Annotated in this window: 12 protein-coding genes and 2 pseudogenes; 6 read left to right on the top strand and 8 right to left on the bottom strand. The window is 61.8% G+C overall.

The window, feature by feature from the left end; translation table 11 throughout:
- Positions 1 to 6 precede the first annotated feature (6 nt).
- Positions 7 to 615: a hypothetical protein gene (locus tag QX039_RS22925; protein ID WP_315773564.1), complete on the top strand. Its 609-nt coding sequence runs from the start codon at positions 7 to 9 to the stop codon at positions 613 to 615.
- A gap of 717 nt (positions 616 to 1,332) precedes the next feature.
- On the opposite strand, the pseudogene QX039_RS22920 reads toward QX039_RS22925, so the two are convergent.
- Together QX039_RS22920 and QX039_RS22915 are read right to left on the bottom strand one after the other, a co-directional pair.
- Positions 1,333 to 1,494, bottom strand: a pseudogene (locus tag QX039_RS22920) (DUF3141 domain-containing protein); the annotation flags it as partial.
- A 161-nt stretch (positions 1,495 to 1,655) separates the two neighbouring features.
- Positions 1,656 to 2,330: a Spy/CpxP family protein refolding chaperone gene (locus tag QX039_RS22915; RefSeq protein ID WP_315736038.1), complete on the bottom strand. Its 675-nt coding sequence runs from the start codon at positions 2,328 to 2,330 to the stop codon at positions 1,656 to 1,658.
- 243 nt (positions 2,331 to 2,573) lie between these two features.
- Here QX039_RS22915 and QX039_RS22910 point away from each other — a divergent pair, with 243 nt between their 5' ends.
- Complete coding sequence (locus QX039_RS22910) at positions 2,574 to 2,831, top strand: hypothetical protein (protein WP_315736036.1); 258 nt, start codon at positions 2,574 to 2,576, stop codon at positions 2,829 to 2,831.
- Positions 2,832 to 3,055: 224 nt separating this feature from the next.
- Here QX039_RS22910 and QX039_RS22905 read toward each other — a convergent pair.
- The 6 genes and pseudogenes from QX039_RS22905 to QX039_RS22880 form a co-directional block, all read right to left on the bottom strand.
- Positions 3,056 to 3,667, bottom strand: a pseudogene (locus QX039_RS22905) (type IV secretory system conjugative DNA transfer family protein); the annotation flags it as partial.
- Between the two features lie 43 nt (positions 3,668 to 3,710).
- The gene (gene arsA, locus QX039_RS22900; protein WP_315773562.1) at positions 3,711 to 5,465 is read right to left on the bottom strand and encodes an arsenical pump-driving ATPase; all 1,755 of its coding nucleotides are present in this window, start codon (positions 5,463 to 5,465) and stop codon (positions 3,711 to 3,713) included.
- Between the two features lie 320 nt (positions 5,466 to 5,785).
- Positions 5,786 to 6,187: an arsenate reductase (glutaredoxin) gene (gene arsC, locus QX039_RS22895; RefSeq protein WP_315773560.1), complete on the bottom strand. Its 402-nt coding sequence runs from the start codon at positions 6,185 to 6,187 to the stop codon at positions 5,786 to 5,788.
- Complete coding sequence (gene arsB, locus QX039_RS22890; RefSeq protein WP_315736029.1) at positions 6,184 to 7,239, bottom strand: ACR3 family arsenite efflux transporter; 1,056 nt, start codon at positions 7,237 to 7,239, stop codon at positions 6,184 to 6,186. Before arsB ends, arsC begins: the two co-directional genes overlap by 4 nt.
- A gap of 3 nt (positions 7,240 to 7,242) precedes the next feature.
- On the bottom strand, positions 7,243 to 7,770 hold the full coding sequence (locus tag QX039_RS22885; RefSeq protein ID WP_315737013.1) for an arsenate reductase ArsC: 528 nt from the start codon (positions 7,768 to 7,770) through the stop codon (positions 7,243 to 7,245).
- On the bottom strand, positions 7,763 to 8,128 hold the full coding sequence (locus tag QX039_RS22880; protein ID WP_315736027.1) for a metalloregulator ArsR/SmtB family transcription factor: 366 nt from the start codon (positions 8,126 to 8,128) through the stop codon (positions 7,763 to 7,765). The genes QX039_RS22885 and QX039_RS22880 overlap by 8 nt, the downstream gene beginning before the upstream one ends.
- 364 nt (positions 8,129 to 8,492) lie before the next feature.
- On the opposite strand from QX039_RS22880, the gene QX039_RS22875 reads away from it, so the two are divergent.
- The 4 genes from QX039_RS22875 (at position 8,493) to QX039_RS22860 (ending at position 12,697) form a co-directional block, all read left to right on the top strand.
- Positions 8,493 to 9,242 (top strand): PhnD/SsuA/transferrin family substrate-binding protein, encoded by a 750-nt coding sequence (locus QX039_RS22875; protein ID WP_315736025.1) that lies wholly within the window; start codon positions 8,493 to 8,495, stop codon positions 9,240 to 9,242.
- Complete coding sequence (locus tag QX039_RS22870) at positions 9,239 to 10,699, top strand: HAMP domain-containing sensor histidine kinase (RefSeq protein WP_315736023.1); 1,461 nt, start codon at positions 9,239 to 9,241, stop codon at positions 10,697 to 10,699. Before QX039_RS22875 ends, QX039_RS22870 begins: the two co-directional genes overlap by 4 nt.
- A complete protein-coding gene (locus QX039_RS22865) occupies positions 10,689 to 11,999 on the top strand; it encodes a sigma-54 dependent transcriptional regulator (RefSeq protein ID WP_315736021.1) in 1,311 nt (436 codons plus the stop codon). Before QX039_RS22870 ends, QX039_RS22865 begins: the two co-directional genes overlap by 11 nt.
- A 176-nt stretch (positions 12,000 to 12,175) precedes the next feature.
- The gene (locus tag QX039_RS22860) at positions 12,176 to 12,697 is read left to right on the top strand and encodes an arsenate reductase (azurin) small subunit (RefSeq protein ID WP_315736019.1); all 522 of its coding nucleotides are present in this window, start codon (positions 12,176 to 12,178) and stop codon (positions 12,695 to 12,697) included.
- Positions 12,698 to 12,709 lie beyond the last annotated feature (12 nt).

Here is a 12,709-nt window from a genome sequence, read left to right as displayed (position 1 = left end):
TGTGTAATGGCTTGGTTCTATGGTCTCTACCTGAGTGACGAGCGGCTAGAAGCGGCACTTGAACTGATTAGGTTCGTGGGCGAGCCAGACTACTTGCGCCGCCCTCATATTACTGTGCGAGGTCCGTACGAGCGAAAGCAAGACGCCTTGCTGGAACGATTGGCATATAGCCCGCAATCGGTATTTCTCAGGGGAATTGCCGCTTTTTTCTCAGAGAAGCAAAATACAGTTCTGCTTGAGTGCGACCTTCCTGAGAAAGACAGAGTCTGGCGTAAGCCGGATTTCCCGGAGGGAAAGCCCCACATAACTCTCTACGACGGAAAGTCTAGAAATCTGGCACTTGGCCTGAGGCTTTCTCTAAAGCAATGCAAGTGGCGCTTTCGCACCGAGGTAAGGAGTCTAACGTTGGTCGAACGAAAGCTCGATCCCGAAGGGTCCCTTCCCGCAATGTTTGACAATGTGTCCAAGTTATACCGCGAAGTGATGTTTGAAGATTTCAATGTCGACAAGATTAGGCGCTTTGGCGAAGTCGACGCCACCTTTTGCGTAAGCCGGTTCGCAACATTTATCTCGAGGCACTACCCCCCAGATCGCCAAGCAAGGGGAGAACGCTAGGGATTACGCGGGGGATTACGGTGACGCTGCACTTTTCTTTCCGCGTGTTTCTGATGAGCGGCAAACGGCGATCATTCGTCGTGCTCGAAAGGCAGGTCGGCAACCATCCGTGAGTTTGATGGCGGCCAACACGGCAGTCGACGTGCACCCTCACGGCAAAGCTGCATGCCGCAGATTTCTGAATGCCGGAAACGTTATTGACACCACCCCCAAATCAGTGATTTTATTCCCGCCATCCTGCTTCGCCGAGAGGGGCGTATCGCGATCGTCACGGCACGTGAGGCGGGGGATGCGGTGGCCGCGGCTTCGTCAGGCGCTTTTGCGCGACGACTGATGAGGTGCGGACGGCGAAGTCGCGTGGTCCTGGCGCCCCGATGCTGGCGTCAAGGTCGCGGCGCTCATGACGAGCGCAGCGGGCGACGGGGGCAAGACAGCCGGTCCCCGGGGAGATCGCGTATAAGCCGTAAAGCCATCGCGCGGGGAAGGCCGGATGTTCGGCCGTACCTGTGGTTCTGCCGCGTGCTTTTTTGCTGCACGCGGACCGCGGGTGCGACCAGCACCCGGCCTTCCCCGCGCCCTCTCGTCTGACGAGGACGCCAACTGCAGCAGAGCTCGGGCCGACACGGCCGCGGGATCGCGGCGGCATGACCGTGAGCAAGGCTGCGGCGAGCGGCAGGCTGTTTGACAGAGTTGATTGGGATTAGAGAGCGCGGCTCAGTCGAGACGCGCGACGCTCGTGGATACGAAGATGCCGAGATGCCCGACATGCGGGTTGACGAGATAGACGATGCGCTGGCCCGCCCGCTTCAGGTCGTCCGTGTCGGAGTAAACACTCGGAATCCAGCCGAGCGCCTGATGGGGCGGCGTGATGTTGTCGCCAGGCCACACGCCGATGGCGGCCGTCGGAGCGGCACCGGCGGCCGGCTCGGAAGAATCCGCCAATGGCCTGACCACTGGACCAGCCTGCGATCTGTGTTCGCGGAGGGTCTCAGGGAGGAAAGCGTGGGCCATGGCAGCCCTCCAATGGGCGAGTCGGAGCCTTACCGTCCCTGACCCTGCGTCATCATTCCCGGTTGCATCTGGCCGGACGGCATCATGCGCGCCATCGCGTTCATGCCCATATGTGGCGCCAGGAGTTCGTCGGCGGTTTTCTTCTGTTCGTCGGAAAGGGTGCCGACGAGGTTTGTCAGCGCCGACTTCATCGCGCGGGTGCCTTCCAGGCGCGCAGCCAGCCACTTCTCCTGCAGCGCAAGACGATCGACCAAGCCTTGCTGCCCAGCCCCCGTCTGCGGCATCATCGAGGCGCGCACCTCGCCAAGGCTCTTTGCGTTGGTGCGGAGTGCGTCGGCGAAGGCATTCCAGGCGGCGTCCTGCGCATCGGTGATCTTGAGCTCGGTCTTAAGGAAGGCGATCCGGCCCTCGACCCGGTCGATGGTGGCCAACCCGCTCATGCCAGCGCAGCCCCCTTCAGCGCCCGATTGCCCCATCATCCCCATCATGTTCGCCATGGGCATGTTGCCGCCCATCATGCCCCTGCCACCCATCATGCCTTGTCCCATCATTCCGGGCTGGCCGGCAGGCGACTGAGGTTGTGCGGCGGCGGGCGCCCCCTTCTGGTCAGGATGGTGCGCTTCGTGATCGGCGGCCGATTGCGCCCAGGACGTTGTGCTCGCCGTTGCAAGCAGCAATGCGACAGGCAGTGCCAGACGTTTCATGGAACCCTCCCGCTGATCAGTTGATTGGTTGCAATGAGTGCCGATTTTTACCGGCTACCGATTGATGCAAGTCAATCTTAGAAGCGATCCCAACTCTAAATTGCTTCCTGCGCGGTTTCTTATCGTCAGCGATCCGTTCGCTGATGTGGATTTTTTCACAGCGCAAACGAGCTTCGTCTGGGATCTTCACGCAAGACCGCGACCCGACATCTGTCGTCCAAGTTTCACAATGGAGAAGCCAATATGACCCTTCCCAAAATTCTTGCCGCTGCCGCGGCCCTGTCGCTCATTGCGTTGCCAGCGATGGCGCAGACCGGATCATCCGACACCGAAAAGAACGGCCATCACTATCAGGGAGGGCCGAAGACCGAAGTCCCCCACCATATGGGCAAGAAGGAGACGGTCGGCGTCTCCACCAAGACCCAGGGCACCGGCGGTCACCACTACCGCGGCGGACCCGCGACGTCGACGCCGCACCACATGGGCGACAAGGAGCGGTGAGCTTCGAGGTTGAGTAGGTGCGACGCCCCTGCGGGTCGCCGCACCCAATCAGCCGATATTGATTCCGACTGACACCAAGTCAGGCGCGAGCTATTTTTGAGCCTACGCCATCAGATGTCAGCAAATGTCGAAATCATCCAAAAGACGACCCGCAACACGAAAGCGGAAAGATCTATCGCGCCGTGCTGCACGACCTACAGGTCGAGCTCATCAAAGTGCAGCGGCACGTCGCGCACCTCCCACTCGCCGCGCCTCACCTCCAGCAATGGATTATAGGCGGCTGACTTCGCGTTGGTCGGATCGAACAGCAAGACCCGGCCGTGTTGGGCTCGGAAGCCCGAGGTCAGGGTCCAGTTCTCGCCCTTGATGTCGTGAACGATGCAGCTGCCCGGCCAGGTCAGCAGCGTTGGCACCACCAGACCGACGCCTTTACCGGACCTGGTCGGCGCGAAGCACAGCACATGTTCCGGTCCATCATGACGCAGGTAATTTTGCTCGAAACGCCCGAGCACGACACCATCAGGGCCGGTAAGGCCGGCAGCCCGAATCTCCTGATGCGTCGCCCAGCGAGCTGAACCGTAGGTCGCGGCAGTCTTGGCTTCGCGCGCCCGCCATACCGACATGCCAACGGCAACCGTGATCGAGATGAATCCGCCAGACGACGCGATGTAAGCCCCCTCTACGAAGACCTGCGGCGCTTACGCGTCATAGGCGTACCACCACCAGAAGAATGCTGGCTGGAAGTAGATGGGTACTCCCGAGATCAGCTCGAACCATGGTTGTCCAAGCTGAGGTTGGTAACCGAGCCTCCAAGCCACCCACTGCGTGGCCGCCCACTTCGATCTCGCTGCCGGTCGCGTAGGTCGGGAGACGCCGTCATCACGACAGCGCCGCCAGCTCCCTCACGCCAACAGGAGACTTGGTTCGCCAACCGACCATGAATGCCCGCTCTGCGAGGCCGTTCCGAACGCGAGCGATCTGAGTCCGCTCTCTGACGAGTCGCGATCGCAGCAGGGGATCGTGAGTTCCCGATGCAATCAGGCATTTGTTGATTACCCAGCCGAATGGCTCAATGCAGGCGCGCCGCAAGTCCTCCTGAAGAGCAGCGGCCTCTGAAACCGGAGTCGTCTCCGGCAGCGTCACCAGGATCACCCTTGTGTAGGTGGGGTCTTGCAGCCTCATTAGCGGGGTGACGATACGCCCGGCTCCGCTTGGCGCAAGTTGGCTTGTCATCTGGCGATGATAGGCCCCGGTCGCATCCAGCAGGAGTAGCGTGTGGCCCGTGGGCGCCGTATCGAGCACGACGAAGTCGCTACGGGCCTCCGCAACAACGTGCGAGAAGGCATGGAAGACGGCGACTTCCTCGGTACATGGCGAAGCGAGGTCCTCGAGCAGCAGAGCTTTGCCTTGCTCGTCCAGATCACAACCCCGACTTGCCAGGATTTTCGCGACATACCGCTCCGTCTCGACCCGAGGGTCGATCCGGTCAACGGTGAGGCCAGGCATGGCGCCATCGACCACGAAAGCGACATGAGCTGCGGGATCGGTGGTGCTGAGGTGGACGGCATGACCCCGCTTGGCCAATCCCACGGCAATGGCGGCAGCAATCGTCGTCTTTCCGACGCCGCCCTTGCCCATGACCATGATGAGGCCGTGCTTATCCCGCGCGATGTCATCGACCAACCGGTCCAGGCCCGGCAGGTCAACCGGTTCCAGGTTCGGCATGCTCGCAGCAACTGAAGGCTGGCTGGAGGGCGACAGAAGCGCCCTCAGAGCCGTCAGACCCACGATGTCGAAACCAAGCAACGGGATTTCGTCTCGCGGAAGTTTCGTGAGCGACGCAGGCATTGCCGCTAGTGCCTCGTCCTGATCCCGCTCAAGGGCAGTCGCGACGACGTCAGTTCGATCCGCCGCGTGGAAGCGCCCGTTCACCACGAAGAGCTGGTTCGAGAGATTGAGCGCATCGAGTTCGCCCGATGTTCTGGCCGCCTCACGGATGGCCCCCTTGTCGGCGCGGGTGACGAGAACGATAGTGGTCCGCTCGGAATCGCCCAAGGCCTGGAGCGCCTTGCGAAAGCGGTCCTCCTGCATCTTCAAGCCTGAATGCGGCCCGAGGCAGGACGCTCCTCGGTCATTGTCCTTGAGAAAGCCGGTCCATGCCTTTGGCAGGCTGAGCAGCCTTAGAGTGTGGCCGGTCGGGGCCGTATCGAATATGATGTGATCGAATCCTGCCATATCGCCGTCCAGCAGTCCCACGAACTCGTCGAAGGCGGCTATTTCGGTGGTGCAAGCTCCGGAGAGCTGCTCGCGCACAGTCGACCGCTCACCGGCGGTGACTTCCGGTCCGAGCTGTTCGAGGACCCGGGTGCGATAGCTCTCGGCAGCAGCTTCGGGATCGATATTCATGGCCGAAAGTCCGGCCACGTTTGCCACCGGCGCTGGGCGATCAGTCAAAGTGACTTCGAGCATCTCGTCCAGGTTCGACGCCGGGTCGGTACTGACGAGAAGAACGCGTAGTCCACGGTCGGCGAGGCCAACAGCGGTGGCACATGCAAGCGACGTCTTACCGACACCACCCTTCCCGGTGAAAAACAGATACGGCGTCGGGGCGTTCAGCGCGCGAAAGTGAGACATAATAAGCTGTCCTGCAGACGCTGCAGTCATGCAATTGCCGTCAGTCCGATGGGTGTGACGAGCGTTGCGTTCAAAATGAACGCCTCGTTGCATCGCTTTGCGATGGGATACCTGCGGATATTCAATAGCAACGCCGCGAGCTCCTCTGTTGCGATGGATCAACGGATGGGAGTGACCAACGGGCTACGAGGCAACAACAAAATGGGTATCGATGGTGTGTTCCGGGCACGCCTGAGGCCCGCCCTCTGGCGATTAAGCCGTCGGACACTGCGCCCGGCATCACCTTCGACCGAGCGATCTAATGCGGTCGTTGTACCGGCTCATCTGGGCTCGATGACCTCGCCATCCTCCTTGACGAACCGCCCGAACGGGCCGTTAAGGAGATCGATGACCGCTTCCGACGGTCTGCACAACCGGACGCCCTTCGGCGTGACGACGATCGGGCGATTGATCAGGATCGGGTGCGCGATCATGAAATCCAGCAGTTCGTCGTCGGTCCACTTCGGATCGTCGAGGCCGAGTTCTTTGTAGGGCGTTCCCTTCTCGCGCAACAGGTCGCGAACCGGAATTCCCATGGTGGTGATGAGCTCCTGGAGCTTATCGCGCGACGGCGGCGTCTTGAGGTACTCGATGATCTCAGGCTCGATGCCGCTTTGCCGGATCATAGCGAGCGTGTTGCGGGACGTACCGCAATCTGGATTGTGGTAGATCGTAATGGTCATCTGTGAGCCTCCATCGCGGGCTTGGCCGCATTCGCTCCGGATTCATACCAGCCGCGAGTCGCCTTCACGATGCGGACCACCGACAGCATCACGGGCACTTCGACCAGCACGCCCACCACGGTCGCGAGCGCAGCTCCGGAGTCTAGTCCGAACAGGCTGATGGCAGCAGCAACCGCGAGCTCGAAAAAGTTGCTGGCGCCGATCAGCGCCGCAGGTGCAGCGACACACCAGGCGACGCCGAAGCGCCGGCTCAGCCAGTAGGCGAGACCGGCGTTGAGATAGACCTGGATCAGAATCGGCACGGCGAGGATCGCAATCACGACCGGCTGCTTGACGATCTGCTCACCCTGGAAACCGAACAGCAGAACTAGCGTCGCCAGCAGAGCAACAAGCGACAATGGCTGCAGCCTCCGCATGGTCCGCTCGAAGGCACCACCGCCAGCGGCGAGAAGGGACGTCCTCCAGGCCTGCGCTACGACGACCGGCACAACGATGTACAGGACGACCGAGAGCAGAAGCGTCGCCCAGGGAACGCTGATGGAGGCTACACCGAGCAGAAGCCCCACCAGCGGCGCGAACAGGAAGACCATGATCACGTCATTCAATGCGACCTGGCTGAGCGTGTAGTGAGGCTCTCCTTCGCACAGGTTCGACCAGACGAACACCATCGCGGTGCAAGGAGCGGCTGCGAGCAGGATCAGACCCGCGATGTAGGATGGGATCTGCGCGGACGGCAGCATCGGCGCGAACACGTTGCCGATGAAGAAGGAGCCGAGAAGCGCCATCGAGAACGGTTTGACGGCCCAATTGATGAACAGGGTAACCCCCACGCCGCGCCAGTGCTCTCGGACCTGGCTCAAAGCACCGAAGTCGATCTTCAGCAGCATCGGCACGATCATCAGCCAGATCAGGACTGCCACTGGCAAATTGACCTTGGCCACTTCCGCGGCTGCAACCACTCCGAAGAAGCTAGGCATGAAGTGGCCGAGCACGACGCCGGCGACGATGCAGAGGGCAACCCAAAGTGTGAGGTAACGTTCGAAGATGCTCATGTGTCAGGCCACGTCGTTGCGGGATGAACTCGCGCCTTCCGACCGGCCGATCTCGCGCAACTTGGTGCCGAGCGACAGTTTGTCGATGCTGCGCAGAGGAAGATTGGTGAAGGTACCGATGCGATTCTTCAGGTACCGGAAGGCGGTCACGAATGCCGCCTCCTTCTGGAGATCAATACCTTCGACTGCGGCGGGATCCTCGATGCCCCAGTGAGCGGTCATCGGCTGTCCAGGCCACACCGGACAGGTCTCACCGGCGGCGTTGTCGCAGACCGTGAAGACGAAATCCATGACGGGTGCATCGGGGGCGGCGAACTCGAGCCAGCTCTTCGAGCGCAAGCCGTCGGTCGGATAGTCCAGGCTTTGGAGAGTGCGTAGCGCCAGCGGGTTGACCGCGCCCTTCGGCGTGCTGCCTGCCGAGAACGCCCGGAAGCGGCCGCCGGCATTCTTTCGCAGGATCGATTCCGCCATGATTGAACGGGCGGAGTTGCCGGTGCAGAGGAAGAGAACGTTGTAGAGGTGATCAGACACGGCTTCGCTCCCTTTTCTTTTTCGGAGGACAGCAAGGCGCAAGGCTTTCAATCAATGGTGCGCAGACTTCCGGCCGGCCGCCGCAGCAGTCCTGCAGCAGAAACAGCGCCACCTTCTGGAATTCGGCAAGATTGGCGCGATAGATGATCGACCGGCTGTGTCGCTCCGAGGTGACGAGGTCCGCCCTTGAAAGGATCGAAAGGTGCGCCGAGAGCGTGTTCTGGGGAACTTCCAGGGCGCGAGCAAGCTCTCCGGCCGACAGACCCTCCGGCTCATGACTTGCCAGAATACGAAATGCGTTCAGCCGAGTGGGCTGAGCGAGCGCGGCGAGCGCCAAGACCGCTTCTTCATTATCCATATTTCTAGACTTATGGATATTACAGCATTCTGTCAACCACAGAGTGGCGCTGAGCTCCCGCAGGTCCTTGAGACGCGCGCCGGTGAGCTGTTGCTTGAGCTATCTCAATACCTCACCGTCACATGCCTGTCATATTCGTTGCCGCGCCAGACGCCATTCGATACTCTCTAAGAAAAAAGGGGCGACGACTCTAGGAGGAATCGCCATGGGTTTGCGTCAAAGGCAGGCCCCTGCATCACATGCGAATAGAACGCGAGTCACGAGGCGCGCAGTCCTATCCGGACTAGCGGCGAGTACGATTGCTCTTAAAAGCAGACGCGCCGTAGCGGCTGATCCGCGGCCGGTGCAGATTGGGCTCACGCCCGTGCTTCTGACTTCCGACTTGGAGCTGTTGGCGACACTTCGCTCTTATCTTGAGCGCATTTGGAGCAGGGAAGTCCAGATCCTCACGCGCCGAACCTACCAGGAGATCACGCTCCTCCTGGTAAACGGACAAATTGATGCTGCCTGGATCTGCGGCTACCCCTACGTCCAATTTCGCGAGCAGCTCGATCTGGTAGCGGTACCGGTGTGGAAGGGCCGCCCACTTTACCAGTCCTACGTGATCGTCGATGCCCGCCGTAAGGCCGAGTCCTTTCCCGATCTGAAAGGCGACACGCACGCGTTCTCCGATCCCGACAGCAATTCCGGCTTCCTCGTCACTCGCGCCCTTCTGACCGATATGCACACCAAGCCGGAGGATTTCTTCAGGCATCACTTCTTCACCTATGGTCATCGCAACGTCGTCCGCGCAGTCGCCTCCGGGCTGGCGGATAGCGGATCCGTCGATGGCTACGTGTGGGAAGTCCTCAGCATCGTAGAGCCCGATTTGACGGCTCCAACTCGCGTGTTGCGACAATCGGAATGGCTAGGATTTCCGCCGGTGGCGTGCGGCAAGAGCCGCCCGAGCGGACTTTCGGTCGATGACCTGGCCGCAGCGTTCGTCGGGATGTCGTCCGATCCGGAGGCCCGTCGGGTGCTGCAGATGCTGCATCTCGACGGTTTCACGAGAAGCGATCCATCCCTGTTCGACACGATTGGGGCGAAGATGAACTATGTTCGGAGCCTCGGATGAGCGCTCGCTTCGACCTGAGATCGAATCTGCCGGTCGTGATCAAGGTCCCTGCGCTTGTGGCGCTGCTCATGGTCGCCATCGGGGTGGTGCTCACAGATCAGGTGCTCAAGAGGCTCGCCGAAACCCAGGATCGCCATTTCCGGGAATTGACCGCCGCCTACCTGGACGGGCTTTCGTCGTCGGTGATGCCTGCGGTGATCCGTGGGGACGCCTGGGAGACGTTCGACAATCTCGACCGCGCTCGTTCACTGTACCGCGGCTTGACGATTCTCGAGACGGTGGTGGCGGAACCCGACGGCATCGTCCTGGCTTCCTTCGATCCCCGTACCGTGCCGGCCTTTGCACCCGTGCCGAAGTCGATCGTCGATCGGTTTGCGGACGCAAACGATAGCTGGCTTGACGAGCAGGCCGAGCGTGCCGGCGTCCGCCGCGTGCTGCTCGATCAGGGGCGTCGCATCGGGGTGATCTACACCCAATTCGACGTCGGCGCCCGATTCAAGGAGCGGCGGGACGTGCTCTGGACGTTGGTCGCGACCAATATCGCCATCACTATGCTGGTCGCGGCGGTCGGCTTCATCGCGGTGCGCAGAATGCTGCGACCGGTGCAGCTCTTGACCACGCATTTCAGGCGGGGGCAGTCCGGCGAACTGCGGTGCATCGCAGATGAGGATGTCGGACCGCCCAGTTCGGAGTTCGGTCGCCTGTTCAGACACTACAACATGATGGTGCGATCATGGAACGAGCGTGAGGCGCTGGCTGCTCGCGTCGCGGAAGAGCAACGTCTCACTAGCCTCGGCCGTCTTGCCTCCGGGATGGCCCACGAAATCAACAATCCGCTGGGAGGCATGTTCAACGCGATCGAGACGCTCCGGCGACATGGCCATCAGCTCGGGGTTCGGGAGCGTGCACTCTCTCTTCTTGAGCGGGGGCTCGCGGGCATCCGCGACGTCGTGAGGTCCGCATTGGTGACCCACCGTGTCGACACCGCGATGCGTCCGCTGAAGCCAAGCGACATCGAGGACCTGCGTCTTCTGATCGGTCCTGAGCTCGATCGCAGAAACCTTTCGCTGTCGTGGGCGAACGAGCTTCCCGGCGAGATTCCCGTCAGAGCGAATGCCGTCCGTCAGGCCGCGCTCAATCTGCTGCTCAACGCGTGCCAAGCAAGCGCGCCCGCCGGCCGTATCGCATTCGAAGCGGGGCTGGTGGACGGCAGCCTAGTCCTGACAGTGAGCGACGAAGGCGCCGGACTCGACCAGGATAGGGTCAGCTACCTCGAAAGCCGTGAAGCGGATGCCGCGCCACGGCCCGGAGAGCCCGGCCTTGGCCTTTGGATCATTCGGCGTCTCGTTCTGGAAGTCGGCGGCTCCATCCGAGTCGAGCATCCGGCCGGCGGCGGAACGGCGATCTCCATAGCGATACCCGATGGCTCGGGGGAGGAGCAGCGCAATGTTGCCTGAGTCAGTGTCCATCGCTGTGATCGAAGACGATCCGATCATGGGAGAATCCCTCAACCAGTACCTGGAGCTGGAAGGCTGCAAGGTCGAGTGGTGGCGCAGCGGCCAGGAAGCTCTCGCGGGCCTGAGGCGAGGTGCCCCCGATCTTGTCATCTGTGACATCCGTTTGCCGGACATGTCGGGTGAGGACATCTTCCGGAAAGTGAGCGGCGAAAGTGCCGCCCCGCCGTTTCTGTTCATGACCGCATACGGCCAGATCGACCATGCGGTGGCTCTCATCAGGGCCGGCGCGGGCGACTACGTGACCAAGCCATTCGAACTCGACGATCTGATATCGCGCGCCCGCGCTCTGATCGGCCGTAGGCCGGCGGTTCCGGACGGCGTATTGGGACTGTCGCAGCAGATGCGCCGCATCGAGGAACTGCTCGCCCGCATGGCCGGCCGCAATACGCCTGTGCTGTTCACCGGCGAGACCGGCTCTGGCAAGGAGGTCTGCGCACGCCACCTCCACAACATTTCGGATGCCGCTTCCCGGCCATTCGTGGCAGTCAACTGCGCCGCCATCCCGGACAATCTGCTCGAGAGCGAGGTCTTCGGACACGAGAAAGGCGCTTTCACGGGCGCCAACAGCAGGCACCTCGGGTATGCGGAGCGCGCTCAATCCGGGACCCTCTTTCTCGACGAGGTCGCGGAGCTACCACTGCAACTTCAGGCAAAGCTGCTTCGGCTGCTCGACGAACGCCGCTTCTACCGCCTGGGCGGCGAAGCCATCGTCCCGTTCCGGGCGCGCGTCGTTTGTGCCACCAACCGGGATCTCGCGGCGGAAGTCGCTGCGGGGCGATTTCGCGAAGACCTGTACTACCGCATCAACGTCGTCGCGGTCGCGATTCCGCCGCTTCGCGAGCGGCCCGAAGACATTCAGCTTCTCATGCATCGCTTCTTCACCGAACTTGCCAGCGCAAATCCGGACCTGCGCGGACTGAGTAGCGGCGCCGAAAGTGCCGCTCTGGCTCACCCCTGGCCCGGCAACGTGCGCGAGCTGCGGAATCGGCTCGACAGGGCGGTCGCGTTGGCGACGGGCCCATGGCTTATGCCGGTCGATCTGTTTCCCGAGACGATGCGCAGCGCGAGCCAGCCGTCCGGAAGATCGCTCGCCGAGGCGCGTGACGCCGCGGAACAACAGGAGATCGAGCGCGCGCTCAAGGATACGGGCGGGCAGATCGCCGAAGCGGCGAAGCTGCTCGGTGTCTCGCGAACCACGCTGTGGGATCGCATGCGCCGTTTCGGCATCAACGCGGTCTGACACGTTCAGTATTCTGAACATCTCGCTTTGTGAACGTTCGGATAATTGGACGGCTTGCTGCAGCGCGTCCTAGAGACTTCAAGAACTTAGACCGTTCGCGCTTCTGGCCCGGGAATTGAAGTCCAGAGATGAACGGATCAGCCCAATGATCCGCGCATCACCCGGGAGAAGCCCTCATGAAAAAGTGCGATCTGATGGTCGACGCCGGCAGGCGCCGATTTCTAAGCGGCGCAACCGTGGCCGCCGCCGGCGCCGTGGCCGCGAGCGCGATGTCGACGCCCGCTCAGGCTGCCCCGTCCCAAGCCCGCGTCGCATATCCATCGAGCCGCCTGGCCAACGTGTCTCAGCTCAAAACGAATGAGCCCATGGACGTGGCGTATCCGGATGCGGACGCGCCGGGCGTGCTGATCAAGCTCGGCACCCGCGTGGAGGGCGGAATTGGTCCCGACGGCGATATCGTTGGGTTCTCGACCGTGTGCCCGCACAAGGGCTTCCCTCTGAGCTACTCGAAGGAGGATAGGTCGCTGAGCTGCCCCGGTCACTATGGACGCTACGACGTCGAAAAGGGAGGACAGCAGATCTGGGGTCACGCCACCCAGAACCTCGCGCAATACCAGCTCCGGATCGACGGCAAGGGCGACATCTACGCCGACGGTGTGGACGAGCTCCTGTACGGCCGGCTTTCCAACGTTCTGTGAGGGAGGGACAAC

Source organism: Bradyrhizobium sp. SZCCHNR1043 (assembly GCF_032489675.1).
Taxonomy (GTDB): Bacteria; Pseudomonadota; Alphaproteobacteria; order Rhizobiales; family Xanthobacteraceae; genus Bradyrhizobium.
The sequence above is the reverse complement of the archived record's forward strand: the minus strand, read 5'-3'. Positions and strand labels throughout refer to the sequence as shown.